This is a genomic window from Streptomyces sp. NPDC026538 (genome assembly GCF_055567535.1).
This window is the reverse complement of record NZ_JBVHQG010000006.1, coordinates 341298-357335: the sequence shown is the minus strand read 5'-3', so window position 1 is coordinate 357335 and position 16038 is coordinate 341298. Positions and strand designations below refer to the sequence as shown.

Here is a 16038-nt window from a genome sequence, read left to right as displayed (position 1 = left end):
CAGTGAACGAACACCGGCCCCGCCGAGTACTCGCCGGGGCCGACGGCCGTCCGCGTTCAAGCGTGCTGTTCAGGGGCACGGGTCTGCAGCGGCAGGCCCAGGCGATCGGCGAGTTCGGGTACGTCGATGCCGAAGGTCTGCCGCACCCGGACCCCGCTCGGGGTGAGGTCGAATACCGCCAGATCCGTGTAGACGCGGTCCACGCAGGCCAGGCCGGTGAGCGGATAGCCGCACTCGGGGACCAGCTTGGGTGTTCCGTCCCGGGTGAAGAGGTTCATCATCACGAAGACCTTCTTCGCCCCGATGGCCAGGTCCATGGCTCCGCCGACGGCGGGAATGGCGTCGGGTGCGCCGGTGTGCCAGTTGGCCAGGTCGCCGCGTGCGGAGACCTGGAAGGCACCGAGGACGCAGATGTCCAGATGACCGCCGCGCATCATCGCGAAGGAGTCCGCGTGGTGGAAGTAGGCGGCGCCCGGCAGTTCGGTGACGGGAACCTTGCCCGCGTTGGTCAGGTCCGGATCGATCTGGTCCTCCGAAGCGGCGGGGCCCATGTTGAGCATGCCGTTCTCGGTGTGCAGAACGACGCCGGAACCGGGGGACAGGTGGTCGGCCACGAGGGTCGGCTGGCCGATCCCCAGGTTGACGAAGGATCCGTGCGGGATGTCACGGGCGATCAGGGCGGCGATGTCGTGCTTGCCCAGCGGGCCCTGACCGCCGGTCGTCGGGGAAGTCTGGGTCATGAGTGATCAGCCACCTGCACCACGCGGTCGACGAAAATACTGGGCGTCACGACGGTCTCGGGATCGATCTCGCCGGTCTCGACCACCTCGCGGACCTGGGCGACCACGGTGGTGGCCGCGGTGGCCATGACGGGACCGAAGTTCCGCGCGGTCTTGCGGTAGACGAGATTGCCCATCCGGTCCGCTCGATGGGCACCGATCAGCGCGAGGTCCCCGCCGATGGGGTACTCCAGCACATGGAGGCGGCCGTCGATCTCACGCACCTCCTTGCCTTCCGCGAGCATCGTGCCGACACCGGTGGGGCAGAAGAAGGCACCGATACCCGCCCCCGCCGCCCTCAGCCGTTCCGCCAGAGTGCCCTGGGGGACCACTTCGAGTTCGATGCGGCCCGCCCGGTAGAGGCCATCGAAGACCCAGGAGTCCGCCTGGCGGGGGAAGGAACAGATCACCTTGCGGACCCGTCCCTTGGCCAGCAGCGCGGCAAGGCCGGTGTCGCCGTTGCCGGCGTTGTTGGAGACGACCGTGAGGTCGGTGGCCCCCTGTCGTATCAGTGCGTCGATCAGCGCCACCGGCATGCCCGCCATGCCGAAGCCTCCGACGAGCACCGTGGAGCCGTCCTGGACGCCGGCGACCGCCTCGTCCGCATGGGCACACAGCTGTGTGGTCACCTGCTGCCTCCGGCGACGTTCTCCAGGACCACGGCGAGGGCCTGGCCCACACCGATACAGATCGCCGCGACACCCCACCGCTTGCCGGACTCCTGCAGCCGGCGGCAGAGGGTGCCCAGCAGGCGGCCGCCGGACGCACCGAGGGGGTGGCCGAGCGCGATGGCCCCGCCCTTGGTGTTGACGATCTGCGGGTCGACATCCCACGCGTCCACGCACGCCAGCGCCTGGACGGCGAACGCCTCGTTCAGCTCGACGGCGTCGACGTCGCCCCAGGAGATGCCCGCGCGCTTGAGCGCCCTGTTCACGGCCTCGACGGGCGCGTATCCGAACATCTGCGGATCCACCGCGGCCACGCCGCGGCCCGCGACGCGGGCGAGGGGCTCCACGCCGATGCGGGCGGCGGCCGCGGCTGAACCGAGCAGCACCGCGGAGGCGCCGTCGTTCAGCGGCGAGGCGTTCCCGGCCGTGATGAGGCCGTCGGGGCGGTAGGCGGGCTTGAGCGTGGCGAGCTTCTCCATGGTGGACCCGGGACGGATGCCCTCGTCGCGTTCCAGAACGGTGCGCTCGCCGTCCGACACGGGAACGACCAGGCCGTCGTAGAAGCCCGCGTTCCAGGCGTCGTCGGCGAGCCGGTGGGAGCGGAGGGCGAACGCGTCCTGGCGCTCGCGGGAGATGGCGAAGCGGTCGGCGAGCTGTTCGTTCGCCTCGCCCAGGGAGACCGTCCACTCCTTGGGCATGCGCTCGTTGACCAGGCGCCAGCCGAGGGTGGTGGACACGGCGGTGACGTCCCCTGCGGGGAAGCCGCGCCCGGGCTTGGGCAGAACCCACGGGGCGCGGGTCATCGACTCGACTCCGCCGGTGAGGACGATGTCCGCGTCGCCGCTCTCGATGTGGCGCGAGGCGATGAGGGCGGCGTCGAGGGACGATCCGCACAGGCGGTTGACGGTGGTGGCGGGAACCGAGGTGGGCAGGCCCGCCAGCAGCACGGCCATCCTGCCGACGTTGCGGTTGTCCTCGCCGGCGCCGTTGGCGTTGCCCCAGACGACGTCGTCGATGCGTGCGGGATCCAGTGCGGGGGTCTTGGCGAGGACCCCGCCGATGACCTGTGCCGCGAGGTCGTCGGGCCGGACCTCGGAGAGGGCGCCCCGGAAGCGGCCGAAGGGGGTTCGCACCGCCGAGTAGAGATAACTGTCGGTCATACCGTCACGGTAGAAGCGCGGGCTTCACTACGTCCAAGACCCAATCTGCATGGATTGATAAGCCGATCTTATAGAATGGGGGTATGGAGCTGCGACAGATCCGGTACTTCCTGGCGCTCGCCGAGGAGTGCCACTTCGGACGGGCGGCCACGCGCCTGCACGTGGCTCAACCGGCCCTCTCCCAGCAGATCAAACAGCTGGAGAAGGAGCTCGGGACCACCCTGTTCACCCGCTCCACCCGGCACGTCGCCCTGACCGAGGCCGGACATCACCTGCTGGAGCACGCCCGCACCCTGGTCGCCGAGGAGGAGCGCGCCCGCCGGCACATGACAGAGCTGGCCGGCGGCCACGCCGGACGGGTCTCGACCGGCTTCATCGGCACCGCCACCTACGACCTGCTGCCGCAGGTCGCACGCACTGTACGAGCCCGGCTGCCCAGGATCACCATGGACCTGCGCGGCGAACTCCTCACCCCCGACCTGGTCGACGGACTGCTCGACGGCACCTACGACCTGGCGGTCCTGCGCGGCCCCGCCGACCACGAGGACATCCGCACCACGCCCCTGCGCTCCGAGTCCCTGGTGGCCGTCCTCCCCTCCCACCACCCCCTCGCGGCCCGGCGACGCATCTCACTCAAGGCCCTGGCCGACGAGCCGTTCGTCGTCCACTCCTCGCGCTCCTCCATGTACGGCCGGGTCCTGGCCGCATGCCGGCGCGCCGGATTCCAGCCGACCTCACTGATGGAGGTCGGAGAGACGGCCACCCTGGTCGTCTTCGTGGCCGCCGGACACGGCGTCGCCCTCGTGCCCTCACCGGTACAGAGCCTGCGCCTCGCCAGCGTCGCCTACGTCCCCCTCACCCAGACGGAATCCGTGGATCTGGTCCTCGCCGGCCATGCCCGGCGCACCACCCCCGCCACCGAACAGGTCGCCTCGGTGATCAGAGAATGTGTGGACGGTCCCGAACACCGGCAAGCCCCGCCCTCTACGCTGGAGGGATGACGAGCGGCACAACAGGTGCGCCGGTGCGCTTCAGTACGACCGGACTTCCCGAGGCGGAACGCATCGCCCTGTGGGAAGAGCACAACGCCGAGGCCCTGATCGGGCTGCGCTGCCGTTCCCTGCACGACACCGCCCTCGACGCGACGGAGATCAACCTCCAGCTGCCCAGGGCACACCTCGCCCGGGTCCTCGGCAGCCCGCACGTCGTCGAACGACCGGACGCCGAGATCCGCCGCGTGCCGTCGGACGCCGTGGCCTGCTATCTGACCCTGGCCGGTGACGCCTTCTTCTACTACGACGACGGCGTACGGCTACTGCGTCCGGGACAGCTGCTGGTGTGCGACGCCGACCAGCCCTTCATCCGGGGCTTCTCGCACGGCCTGGAGGAGCTCGCGGTCAAGATCCCCCACCAGGTGTGGCGTGACCTCGGCGGGCCGCCCTCCCTGCCCCAGCCGCTGGTGGTCGACGCCGGCGCCGTCCACACCCGGACGCTCGCCACCCTGGTCGCCCGGGCGCTGCCACCGGAGTCCTCCGTCGCCGCGAACGTGGACGAGGACGCCGTACTGGACCTGCTCGTGTCCGCCGCGAGCGGCCGCGCCCCCTCCCTCTCCACCGTCCACCTGACCGTCGCGAAGACCTACATCGACGACCACCTTGCCGACGCGGGGCTCTCCGCGGCCCGCATCGCCCGCGGCATCGGGATCAGCGAGCGCCATCTGTCCCGGGTGTTCGCCGCGGGCGGCACGAGCGTGCCGCGGTATCTGCTGCACCGCCGCCTCGAACGAGCCCGCACGCTGCTGAGCACCGGGGGAGAGGCGACCGTGGCCGAGGTGGCCGCGCGCTGCGGGTTCGTGTCGGCCGCCCACTTCTCCCACCGGTTCAAGGAGCGCTACGGCCTGCGCGCCACCGACGTCCTGCGTGAGGCGCGAGCCCGGTCGTAGCGGGGTGCGTGCCCGCTCGAAGCGGGGGCGCGATCACGTGCCGTCGGGTGCCAGCACGATGTCGAAGCGGACCCGGGACCAGGACCGCTCGCCGAGGTCGCGTCCGTCCGGCGTGGGCGTACCCGCCGGCTGCGTCACGAAGTCCTTGACGAGCGACTCCTTCACCCCGAACACGGAGTCCCGGTCCAGCAGTTCGTCACCGCGGACGAAGATGTGCGTGACCAGCGTGCGAAGTGCCGGAGCGCTCACCATGAAGTGCAGATGGGAGGCGCGCATGGGCGATCGGCCGGTCGCCGCCAGCAGTGCTCCCACCGGCCCGTCGTGCGGAATCGGATACGGCGTCGGGGTGAGCCCCCAGAACCGGTAGCGGCCGTCGGCGTCGCTGAACAGGTGCGCCCGCGCCGCCATCCGTTCGTCCCCGTACTGCGTGTCGTAGAAGCCGTCCTCGTCGGCCTCCCACACCTCGATCCGCGCCCCGGCCACGGGTTTTCCGGCGGAGTCGGTGACGGTGCCCTCCACCCAGCAGGGTTCCCCGGCGGCCCCGAAGGCGAGATCGCCGCCCTGGGCGATCTCGGGACTGTTGTCGACGAAGAACGGGCCGAAGACGGTGGCCTCGGTGGCGTCGCCGTACGCCTCGTTGTTGACGGCGACCGTCTGCATGGACGCTCCGAGGACGTCCGACAGCAGGATGAACTCCTGGCGGCGCTCGTCGGTGATGTGACCGGTGCGGGTGAGGAACTCGATCCCCTTGCTCCACTCGCCCTCGGTGAGGCGGACCTCTCGGACGAACGCGTGCAGGTGGCGGACCAGCGACTGCATGATCTCGCGCAGCCGAGGGTCGGTGCAGTCGCCGAAGGACGCCAGCACCTGGCGGGTGATCTGCTCCTCGCGCTCCTGCTGCTCGGCCGGGACGGGGGTGCGGGGGGTGGGGGTGTCGCTCATCGGCCCTCCCAGGCGTTCCGGACCAGATCGGTGATCGCGTCGAGGGTGACGGGCCGCGGATTTCCCGCGGGCGCGGCGGCCACGACGGCCTCGGCCACGGCCGCCACCCCGTCCCGGGGCATCCCGAGGTCGCGCAGCGAGCGCGGCGCGCCGAGCCGGTCACGGAGCGCGGCGAGGCCCTCGACAGCGGTCGGGGCGCCGAAGGCCGCGGCCAGGCGCCGTTCGGCGTCGGGGGCGAAGGGCGCGTTGAAGGCGAGGACATGGGGGAGGACCACCGCGTGGGTCTGGGCGTGCGGAAGGTTGAACATGCCGCCCAGCACATGGCAGATCTTGTGGTGCAGTCCGGACCCGGCGGAGGCGAACGCCACGGCGGCCAAGTAGGCGCCGTACAAAGCCTGTTCCCGGCCGTCCAGTGCCTGCGGGTCCTTCACGACCAGCGGCAGCCCCGCCCGCAGGGCCCGCACGCCCTCGGCGGCGAGCGCCTGGTTGATCGGATCGGTCCGCGGTGCCCACAGGGAGTCCACGCAGTGGGCGAGCGCGTTGAGACCCGAAGCGACACTCAGCCCGACCGGAAGGGAGAGCGTCAGCGAGGCGTCGTAGACGACGGCACGCGGCAGGACCTTCGCGTCCGTACCGGTGGTCTTCACTGAGTCCTCGGTCAGCCCCCACACGGCGGTGGCCTCCGAGCCGGCGTAGGTGGTCGGGACGGCGACGATCGGCAGGCCGGTGGTGAGCGCGACCGCCTTGGCCAGGCCCGTGGTGGAGCCGCCGCCGACACTGACCAGGGCGTCGACGTCCTGGTCGGCGGCCGCCGTACGAGCCCGCAGGGCGACCTCGACGGGCACGTGCATGACGACGTCGTCGTGCCGGTGGACCACGGGCAGGCCGGCGGTGACGCGATCGGCGAGTTCCCGCTCGGTCGCCCCCGCGACGACCATCACCCGCCGGGCGCCGAGCGCGGCGACCTCCGCGGCCAGGCCCTCCTCGGCCGCGCCGGAGGCGAACCGCACCCGCTGCGGCAGCGTGTCGTGGACGAACCGCATGGACTAGTCCCTTCCCAGGACGGAGAGCAGAGCAGCACGCAGCTGATCCTCGGGGTTCTCGGGCAGTTCCATGGCCCGCCACGCGATGTGCTTGTCGGGCCGCACCAACAGCACACCACTCTCGTCGATCTCGCGCAGCTTGGCCCAGTCGTAGTAGAGGTCGGTCACTTCACGTCCCGGGCCGATGACGACGGTCGTGAGCGGTATGCCCAGCTCCTTGCCAACCCTCTCGGCCGCGTGCTCCCACTCCTCGCCCGCGATGCCGGTCAGCAGCGTCCAACGGTCGTACGGCGCCAGGTCCATCAGCGCGTGACGGTGTGCGCTGTCCCCGACCCAGGCGTGCGGAAGATGCGCGCCGGGGACGGTCGACATCTCGTAGTACAGATCGGCGTCGCGGGCGGGCGTGGGCAGTTCGCTGCCGTCGGAGACGACGGCGGTCGAGGTGTAGTGCTGGCCCAGCTCCACACCGTGCGCGTTGAACTCGTAGTTCTTCAGCTCCATCGCGCGCACCAGCGCCGCCCGCTTGGCGGCCCCGGCAGGGGTGTTGGCCTTGCGTTCCTCGATGGCGGCCGACATCGCGGCCTCGTCCGGCGCGCCGAGAACGCCCAGTGCCTCGAAGATGTCGACGAACTCGCGGCTGGACCTGTTGGCACGCTTGACGATGCGCTCGGCTACGGGAGCCCGCTCCGCCGTGTACGTCTCCAACAGGCTCGCTCCCGCATGCCCCTTGAGCACGGCGGCGATCTTCCAGGCGAGGTTGTACGCGTCCTGGACTGAGGTGTTGGAGCCCAGGCCGTTGCTCGGCGGATGCCGGTGCACGGCGTCGCCGGCACAGAACACGCGGCCCTGCTGGAGCCGGGTCGCGTACATCTCGTTGTTGCCCCACAGGCTGGTGCCGGTGATCTCCACGTCCAGGTCGGGTGCTCCGAGGAGGTTGCGGACGATCTGCACGGCAGCGGCTTCGTCGACGACCGGGGGCTCCCCGGCGATGTCGTAGCCCCACACGATCAGCCACTCGTTCCACGGCCGCACCATGCGCACGAGCCCGGCGCCGATGCCGCCGACGTTCGAGCCGGGCTGGACGACCCAGTAGAGGACGGACGGCCGGTGGGCGACGTAGCGGCTGATGTCGGCCTTGAACGTGATGTTCATCGAGCCCGCGATGTCCATCGCGCCCTCGAAGGGCAGACCGATGTCCGCGGCGACCTTGGAGCGGGCACCGTCCGCGCCGATCAGGTACTTCGCGCGGATGCTGTACTCGTGCCCGGTGAGCCGGTCCAGCACCCGCACGGTGACGCCGTCGGCGTCCTGGGTGTGCGACAGGTACTCGCTGGAGAACCGCGTCTGAGCGCCGCGCTGCGCCGCGTTGCGGACCAGGATCGGCTCGAGATACGTCTGCGGGATGTCCACGGTGAGGCAGGGGGACGCCAGCCGGTAGTCCGCCTCCCGGTCCGGCCGGGTACCCCAGGTGTGGATACGGCCGATCTCCTCGCCGGTGATGCTGGTGCAGAACACGGTGTCGCCGACCAGGGAGTGGTCCGTGGCGTCGGCCAGCACCTGTGCCTCGATGCCCAGATCGCGGAAGACCTCCATCGAGCGCTGGTTGGTGATGTGCGCGCGGGGCGTGTTCGCCGTCCACCGGTACTTCGTGATCATGATCGTGTCGACGCCCAGCGTCGCCAGCAGCAGCGCCGCGGAGGCGCCGGCGGGACCGGAGCCGACGACCACGACGTCGGTCGTGACGGCCGAGTCGGCCGGCAGCTCGGTCTCGGACATCCCGTCGTTGAACATCGGCATCGTGCTGACCTTTCATCGATCCGGCGGCGTTGCCGGCAGCGCCAGTGTGAGACGGACGCGGACGGCCTGGAACAGAACGGCGGCGAGGTCGGCGGATCCACCAAGACATGGCGGATCCACGAAAGACCCGGCCGCGCCGCGGGGTCGGGACGCGCGGCCGTCGCGGAGCACCGGGCGGCACGGCGGGACTCGCCGTAGGAGATGGTCCGGGCCGAGGCCGTGGGGCACCAGCCGATCCACCCGCTGTCCCTGAGTGCCAGGCCTCACACCGCTCGTCCGCGCCCAGTCCTCTACGCGCGTACCCCTGCACAACTCCTCTGTGCCATCGGGTGATTGACGTGGCGGTCGGGGGGCTGCTTCACTGAGGCAGTGGCTGAGCCACTGGACCAAGAAGTCGCTGAACCAGCGGGCCGCCAGACCGGTGGGCCGCTGAACCGTGGACCGAAGCCTGGGAGATCCTCCGTGGCCGTCGAAAGCATTCCGCGCCGAACCGTGGTCGACCTGCTGGAAGAACGGCTGCGTGACGACATCCTGAGCGGCACGCACGAGCCCGGCTCCCTGCTGCCCCCCGAGAGGGAGCTGGCCGCCGGTTACGGGGTCACCCGTACGACCTTGAAACACGCGCTGACCCGCTTGGAGCAGGCGGGACTGCTGAGCACCCGGCACGGCATCGGCACGCGCATCCTGGACTACCTGCGGGTCGGCGGCGCCGACCTGCTTCCGATGCTGGCCGCACAGGACCCCGCATGGCTGCGAGAGGTCTTCGAGGTACGGCGGCAGATCGGCACCCTGATCGCCGGCCGCGCGGCCGACCGGCGCACGGAACGACAGGCCCGGCGGCTGGAACACCTGCTGGGCCAGGTCGCGGACGGCCCGGACGCCGACGCCGTCCAGCTCGCCGACGCGGAAGTGCATCGCGAACTGGCGCGGGCCACGGGGAACCGGGTCTATCTGCTCCTCACGAACACACTGTTCAACGCCTACCTTCCGGTACGGGCCTCGCTGCGGGCGCCGTTCGAGGACGCGTTGCGGGCGACGGACCGGCTCGCGCCGGTGGTGAGGGCGGTGGTCGACCGGGACGGCGAAGGAGCGCGGCGCGCCGCGGAGACGTATCTGGCCGGCACCGAGAAGATCATGCTCGGTGCGCTGGGCAGTCCTCGCGGGCGGCCGACCGCCGACAGCCCCCGGTAGCCGCGCTTCCCGGCCCCGGCCGCGGGCCCGCCGGCTCCCGTCGAGGCGAGGTGTGCGCGGCGAGGCGGCCCGGACCGGGCGTGGCCCGATCATGCCCGGATGCCCGTTCGTCCCACGTCACTTTATATGTCATGTACGGGTCATGTTGACGTGCCCTGGTGTACGCCCGGCGGGGCGGGACCAGGCGCGCGGCGGCGACCCCTCAGGAGCCCGGGGCAATCCGGGCCCATCACCCCCAGGACGGCCGCCCGTTCACCGTGGGCGCGGCGGCGACCGACAACACAAGGAGCATGGTGAGCAGATCGAGCAAGAGACGCAGCGTCCTCGTCGGCGTGATGCTGTCCGCGGTCATCGGCGGCACCGTCCAGCCCGCGATCGCCGCCCCGGTGCGGGACGCGGGGGACCAGGCCACACCGTTCCGGCAGTCTCCGGTGCGGTCGACCGAGCAGGAGATCGCGCGGGCGCTGTCCGCCTCGCTGCGCGACCCGCAGTGGCGCGAGCAGGTCCGTGCGGCCGCGCTCGGCACCGAGGACGTGGACCTCCAGGCGCTGGCCGGCAGGAGCGCCGCTTTGGAGGGCAGGAACCTGTTCGCTTCCGTCTCCGCGGCGGACCGTCGCATCGCGAGCCTGAAGGGCCTGCCCGCGTCGACCGGGTCGCTGCTGCGCGTTCGGCTGGCCGCGCCGTCCATGCGGTCGCGGCTGAACGCCGACGCCACCCCCTGGATCGCCGTCGCCGCGGCCGCCGACGACGCCAGGAGCATCACGGCGTACGACAGTCAGGGCCACGCCCACGCCGTCGACACCGCGCGCGTCCCCGACCGCCCGCTGTACGTCCTGGACATCGACGTCAGCAAGGCTCACCGGGCCGGCCTGAAGGTGCTGCAGAACGCCTTCGCCGACAAGGGGCTGACCTCCCTTCCGTCCAAGGCCGCGAACAGCGCCCACGCCGCCGCGGCGGGCTGGTGGGCGACCAAGGTCACGGCCGTCGAGGTGAACGACGACCAGGAGCCCTGGTTCAAGGGCTCCGCCGAGATGTTCTCGCTGGTGACCGGCTTCGGTCAGGACGGCACGGCGCGCGTCGACTCGGTGGACATGCCCTACCTGGACTACGACGGCACCGTGTACTACCCGAACCAGATCCTGGTCAACTGGTCGAACTACAAGTACAACCTGGCCGACGTCGTCATGATGGAGGACGACGACGGCACCAACTACCGTGCGCTGGCGCAGGCGATCACCACGGCGCTGCTCACCGTGACCGACCAGGGCACCTACATCCCGTTGGTGAACGCGGTCCTGAGCGCGATCCCCGACGACTGGTTCACCGACGACCCCGACTACGTGGAGTCCTGGTACACCCTGGCCCAGAACTCCTCGGGCCGGCTGAACGGCGCCTCGGGCAACGGCTGGATGACCGTCGAGCCCTACTTCGTCGAGGAGTTCTAGACCTCGAACGCCAGCGCGGACCGGCCGCCGCACGCCGATGAACGAGCCGGTCCGCGCCGTCGGTGAACGCGCCGCTCCACGCCGCGGGGCCGCCGTCGTGCCGGAGCCGTATGTCCCCGACACCTCGGCGCGGCCGTGCCCGGCACTGACCAGGAGGGGCGCCTGCCGGACGTCCGACCTGGTCGGGCACCCCTCTTCGGCGGCCGGAAGCAGCCCAGCCGCCACACTGCGATCGATCGAGAGCCTTGCCGGCCGCGGCGTCCGCCCGCAGGTCGCCGCCGGCCGCGAGGCGGACGCCGTTCGGCTTCAGGACCGGACGCGGAAGGGGCCAGGCAGAGCGTAGGGGCCCTGTCGCGGGGTGCTTCCTTCACGCGGTGTTCTGGTCGTGGGCCAGGGCGTGCGTGACCGTGGTGGTGCTCTCGTACAGGACCCGGTACTGGGTGAACCGGCGGTCGTAGACTGCCGCGGTGGCGGGATCGGGCCGGACCACCGACTCCGCCGGATTCCAGGCCGCGATGTCCGGTCGGCCGATCAGTCCGGCGGCGAGGAAGGCGGCACCGTAGCTGGCACCGATGGTCGTGCGGGCGACGATCTGTTCGAGACCGGTGACATCGCTGACGATCCGAGGCCACAGTCCGCCCCGGGTGCCGCCGCCGACCGCGACGATCCGCCGGATGTCGGCGCCGGCCGCGAGCATCGTCTCGACGTTGTGCCGGACACCGTAGGCGGTGGCCTCCAGCGCCGCCCGCATCAGGTCGCCCCGGGTGTGACCCAGCGTCAGGCCCGCGATCACGCCGCGGGCGTCGGGGTCCATGAGGGGTGTGCGTTCCCCGGCGAAGTACGGCAGCATCACCAGGCCGTTCGCCCCCGGGGGCGAGGCGGCCGCCTCGTCGAACAGCACGCCGAGGCCGACGTCGCCGAAGAGGTGCCCGAGCCAGTCGGTGACGGCTCCGGAGGTGGCCATACCGCCGGCCAGGCAACGGGTGCCGGGCAGGGCGCCGACCGTGGACCACATCGATGGGCTGGTCACGAGCCGGTCGACGGTGTTCACCAGGAACATCGTGGTGCCGTACATCAGCATCAGATCACCGACGCCGTGGCCGCCGACGCTGACGGCCTCGCTCCACGCGTCGATCGTCCCCACGATGACCGGCGTCCCGGCCGGGACACCCGCGACGGGCGTGCTCACCCGGCCGGCCTCCTCGCCCGGCCACCGCAGCGGGGGGAGTTCGACGCCGGGTGCGATGTGCTCGGCCCATTCGGGGATCCAGCGCTGCTCGTGGATGTCGAACAGCGGGGTGCACTGGCTGGCGGAATGCAGGTCCAGTACGTAGGCGCCGGTCAGCCGGTGGGCGAGCCACGAGGCGGGCATGAGGAGGCGGCGGGCGCGTGCCCACACCTCGGGCTCCCGCTCGCGGATCCAGGCGAGTTTCGGCCCGACGGCCTGGGAGGACAGCGCCGAACCGCACCTGCGAAAGACGGTGTCCGACCCCAACTCCCGGTTCAGCCGGGTGATCTGGTCCTCGGCGCGGGTGTCCACCCCGTACAGAACCGCCGGACGCACCGGCTCTCCCGCGTCGTCGACCAGGAGGGTGCACGGGCCCATGCCGCTGACTCCGACGGCTCGGACGACGATGTCGTCGCGATCGAGCAGCTCGGCCGCGAGCGAGACGAACTCGTCCCACCACACATGTGCGTCCATCTCGACGTGCCCCGGCCGGGGACGGTCGACCACGTGAGTGCGTACGGCCTCGCCCAGGATGCGGCCGGCGGTGTCGACCACCACGCCCTTGGTGCTGGAGGTGCCAACGTCAACTCCGAAGACGACGTCGATCATGTACTGCCTCCCTCGGCGTCGGGTACGCCACCGTAGATTGTCGCTCGGTCCGGCGGGCGGCCGCGGTTCAGCCGGACCGCCGCCCGAGATGCCGTCACATCCGTACCCGGTGACCTTGCGGCAATCGTTGACATGCCCCTGCCTTGTGGCTAGCTTCGCGAAGAGTCCCGTACGTGCTTCCTGGGCGCCCGCAGCCCAGGGTCCCGTCGAAGCGCCCACATCTCAGGCACCTCATCTCCACGGTTAGACAACGTTGTCAGCCTCTGGCGATCAAAACATCTCGGTGCGTCATCCATCACCCGGGGTCGCGTTCTCCGCGCGGGAGACAACGTTGTCGGACCTCCACTCCCGAGTAGAGGAGCAAACCCCGTGATCACACGACTGTCGAGACCTCCCGGAACCGCGGCGATCGGTCTCCTCGCCGCTGCGGCACTTGCCGCGGCCGGGCTGTGCACGCCCGCGTGGGCGGTCGGGAAGGCCGCGCTCGTCACCTCGCCGGCGACTCTCGTCAATCCCTTCATCGGAACGTCCAACCAGGCCGACGACTTCCCGGGGGCCGACGTCCCGTTCGGCATGGTGCAGTGGAGCCCGGACACGCCGTCGCGCCCCGACGGCGGGGGCTACGAGTACAACGACTCGTCGATCACCGGGTTCAGCCTGACCCACATCGCCGGCCCCGGCTGCGGCGCGGCCGGTGACATACCGGTGCTGCCCACGGTGGGGGCCGTGAACACCGGTGCGACGGACGCGTTCTCGCACGCCAACGAGTCGGCGTCCGCCGGATCGTACAAGGTCGCGCTCAACAACCAGGTGACCACGGAGCTGACCACCACCACGCGCAGCGGTATGGCGCGCTTCACCTTCCCCTCGACCAGCCAGGCCAACCTGATCTTCAAGTTGACGGGCAGTCAGAACGGGGCCACCTCGACACAGTTCACCAAGGTGTCGAGCACCGAGGTGAGCGGCCAGGTGACCAGCGGCCGCTTCTGCGGTGCGGGAAACACGTACAACGTGTACTTCGACATGGTCTTCGACCAGCCGTTCGCCTCGCAGGGCAGCTCGCTCGCCAAGGCCGCGACCGCCACGTCCACCGCTCCGGCCAGGGCGTCGAAGAACGCCGCCGAGAAGCCCAACAGGCCCGTGCTGCACGGAAAGAATCCGGGCGCTCCGGAGTCGAAGGCCACGGGCTCCCCGCGGTCCGCCAAAAACGCCGCCGCCGCCCCCGCCGCCGCCTCGAACGGCTACGTCACCTTCAACACCACGTCCAACCCGGTGGTGCAGGCCAAGGTCGGCATCTCCTACGTGTCGGTCGCGGGCGCGGTCGCCAACCGGACGGCGGAGAACACCGGCTGGGACTTCAACGCGACCCGCGCCGCGGCACAGAACGCGTGGAACAGCACGCTGGGCAGGGTACAGATCGCCGGCGGAACGGCCGCGCAGCAGCAGAGCTTCTACACCGCGCTCTACCACTCGCTGTTGCACCCGAACGTGATCAGTGACGCAAACGGCCAGTACTACGGCTTCGACGGGAAGACGCACACCGTGGACGCCGGCCACAGCGCGGTGTACGCGAACTACTCCGGCTGGGACATCTACCGCTCGCAGGCCCAGCTCGAAGCCTTGGTCGCTCCCCAGGTCGCCTCGGACACCGCGCAGTCGATGGTCGACGACTACACACAGACCGGGATCTTTCCCAAATGGTCGGAGAACAACGGGGAGTCGTACGTCATGGTCGGTGACCCGGCGGACGCCATCCTCGCCGACTACTACGCCTTCGGCGCCCGGAACTTCGACACCACGACCGCCCTGGCCGACATGGTCAAGCAGGCGAGCACGACCAACAACGACCGGCCCGGTCTCGCCTACCTGAACTCACCGGGATACATGCCGCACGACGGCAGCTACGGCTGCTGCAACTTCTACGGCCCGGTGGCCACCACCCTGGAGTACGACACGGCCGACTTCGCGATCTCGGCGATGGCCGGAGCGCTCGGCGACACCGCGAACCAGAAGACGTACGCCAACCGCGCGCAGGACTGGCGTAACGTGCTCAACCCCGCCTCCGGCTTCGTGGAACCCCGAAACGCGGGCGGCTCGTGGACCGGTGGCTTCGACCCCACCAGCGGCACCGACATGGTCGAGGCCGACTCGTGGATCTACACCGGGATGGTGCCCTTCAACATCGGCGGCCTGGCGCGCGCCAAGGGGGGCAACACGGCGATGAACCACTACCTGGACACCGTGCTGCGTAGCTACACCGGCGCCAACGGCTACGCCTGGGTCGGCAACGAGCCGAGCATCGAACTCCCGTGGGAGTACGACTACACGGGGCAGCCCTACAAGACCCAGGGCACGGTCCGGGCGATCCAGGACCAGATCTGGTCGAACACCCCGGGCGGCCTGGCCGACGGCAACGACGATCTCGGCGCGATGAGTGCCTGGTACGTGTGGTCGGCGCTCGGCATGTTCCCCGAGACGCCCGGAACCTCCGACCTCGCCCTCGGCTCACCGCTGTTCACGCAGGCCGTGGTCACCCTTCCCTCGGGCAGGACGCTGACGGTCAACGGCAACGGTGCCGCGGACAACGCCCCCTACGTCCAGTCCGCGGCGTGGAACGGCACCGCGTGGAACAACGCCTACGCCCCCACCACGGCGATCACGGCCGGTGGCACGCTCGACTTCACGCTCGGGACCAGCGCCAACACCTCCTGGGCGACGGCGGCCACCGCGGCTCCGCCCTCGTACGCGGGGGACACCACGGCGCCGGCTTCGCCGCGGATCGGTCCGCTCACCTCGGCGGTGGCCTCCGGCCTGTGTGTGGACGACGCGTCCTCCGGCACCTCCGACGGCACCCATGCGCAGATCTGGAGCTGCAACAGCACGTACGCCCAGGACTGGATCGTCGCCGGTGACGGCACGATCCGGACCCTCGGCAAGTGTCTGGACGCCGATCACAGCGGGACCACCAACGGCACGCTGATCCAGCTGTGGACCTGCAACGGCAGCGGCGCCCAGCAGTGGACCGCCGGCACCGGCGGGTCGCTGGTCAACCCCGAGTCGAAGCTGTGCCTGGACGATCCCAACTCCTCGACGACGAACGGCACCCAGCTCCAGCTGTACACCTGCAACGGCACGGCGGCCCAGAACTGGAAACTGCCGAGCTGAGCCTGCCGAGCCGAGCCGTCGGCGGGGGAGCTGACAGCCCCGCTCGCATACCTCGGTGTGGCGCGTTCC

12 protein-coding genes are annotated in these 16038 nt (G+C 70.6%); 5 read left to right on the top strand and 7 right to left on the bottom strand.

Annotated elements, in window-relative coordinates:
* Positions 1 to 56: 56 nt before the first annotated feature.
* Genes ACZ4N4_RS25385 through ACZ4N4_RS25375 form a run of 3 tightly spaced genes read right to left on the bottom strand, consistent with a single transcriptional unit; the run spans position 57 to position 2607 of the window.
* Positions 57 to 740, bottom strand: a complete 684-nt coding sequence (locus ACZ4N4_RS25385) for a 3-oxoacid CoA-transferase subunit B (RefSeq protein ID WP_453578356.1) — start codon at positions 738 to 740, stop codon at positions 57 to 59.
* On the bottom strand, positions 737 to 1408 hold the full coding sequence (locus ACZ4N4_RS25380; RefSeq protein ID WP_453578358.1) for a 3-oxoacid CoA-transferase subunit A: 672 nt from the start codon (positions 1406 to 1408) through the stop codon (positions 737 to 739). The genes ACZ4N4_RS25385 and ACZ4N4_RS25380 overlap by 4 nt, the downstream gene beginning before the upstream one ends.
* Positions 1405 to 2607 (bottom strand): thiolase family protein, encoded by a 1203-nt coding sequence (locus ACZ4N4_RS25375; protein ID WP_467592371.1) that lies wholly within the window; start codon positions 2605 to 2607, stop codon positions 1405 to 1407. The genes ACZ4N4_RS25380 and ACZ4N4_RS25375 overlap by 4 nt, the downstream gene beginning before the upstream one ends.
* Positions 2608 to 2690: 83 nt before the next feature.
* On the opposite strand from ACZ4N4_RS25375, the gene ACZ4N4_RS25370 reads away from it, so the two are divergent.
* Positions 2691 to 3608 (top strand): LysR substrate-binding domain-containing protein, encoded by a 918-nt coding sequence (locus tag ACZ4N4_RS25370; protein WP_453578362.1) that lies wholly within the window; start codon positions 2691 to 2693, stop codon positions 3606 to 3608.
* Positions 3605 to 4549, top strand: coding sequence for a helix-turn-helix transcriptional regulator (locus tag ACZ4N4_RS25365; protein ID WP_453578365.1), 945 nt, complete (start codon positions 3605 to 3607; stop codon positions 4547 to 4549). Before ACZ4N4_RS25370 ends, ACZ4N4_RS25365 begins: the two co-directional genes overlap by 4 nt.
* A gap of 33 nt (positions 4550 to 4582) precedes the next feature.
* On the opposite strand, the gene ACZ4N4_RS25360 is transcribed toward ACZ4N4_RS25365, so the two are convergent.
* From ACZ4N4_RS25360 to ACZ4N4_RS25350, 3 genes are read right to left on the bottom strand one after another with little or no spacing between them, the layout of a single operon-like run.
* A complete protein-coding gene (locus ACZ4N4_RS25360) occupies positions 4583 to 5491 on the bottom strand; it encodes an intradiol ring-cleavage dioxygenase (RefSeq protein ID WP_453578368.1) in 909 nt (302 codons plus the stop codon).
* Entirely contained in the window at positions 5488 to 6534 is a 1047-nt protein-coding gene (locus tag ACZ4N4_RS25355; protein WP_453578370.1) for a maleylacetate reductase, read from the bottom strand. The genes ACZ4N4_RS25360 and ACZ4N4_RS25355 overlap by 4 nt, the downstream gene beginning before the upstream one ends.
* Positions 6535 to 6537: 3 nt before the next feature.
* The gene (locus ACZ4N4_RS25350) at positions 6538 to 8331 is read right to left on the bottom strand and encodes an FAD-dependent oxidoreductase (protein WP_453578373.1); all 1794 of its coding nucleotides are present in this window, start codon (positions 8329 to 8331) and stop codon (positions 6538 to 6540) included.
* 462 nt (positions 8332 to 8793) lie between these two features.
* On the opposite strand from ACZ4N4_RS25350, the gene ACZ4N4_RS25345 reads away from it, so the two are divergent.
* Positions 8794 to 9522 (top strand): FadR/GntR family transcriptional regulator, encoded by a 729-nt coding sequence (locus ACZ4N4_RS25345; RefSeq protein WP_467592362.1) that lies wholly within the window; start codon positions 8794 to 8796, stop codon positions 9520 to 9522.
* Between the two features lie 290 nt (positions 9523 to 9812).
* A complete protein-coding gene (locus tag ACZ4N4_RS25340) occupies positions 9813 to 10967 on the top strand; it encodes a DUF3103 family protein (protein WP_467592358.1) in 1155 nt (384 codons plus the stop codon).
* Between the two features lie 367 nt (positions 10968 to 11334).
* Here ACZ4N4_RS25340 and ACZ4N4_RS25335 read toward each other — a convergent pair whose 3' ends face one another.
* On the bottom strand, positions 11335 to 12804 hold the full coding sequence (locus ACZ4N4_RS25335; RefSeq protein WP_467592357.1) for an FGGY-family carbohydrate kinase: 1470 nt from the start codon (positions 12802 to 12804) through the stop codon (positions 11335 to 11337).
* A 369-nt stretch (positions 12805 to 13173) separates the two neighbouring features.
* Between ACZ4N4_RS25335 and ACZ4N4_RS25330 the strand changes: the two genes are divergently transcribed.
* Entirely contained in the window at positions 13174 to 15969 is a 2796-nt protein-coding gene (locus ACZ4N4_RS25330; RefSeq protein WP_467592355.1) for a lectin, read from the top strand.
* Positions 15970 to 16038 lie beyond the last annotated feature (69 nt).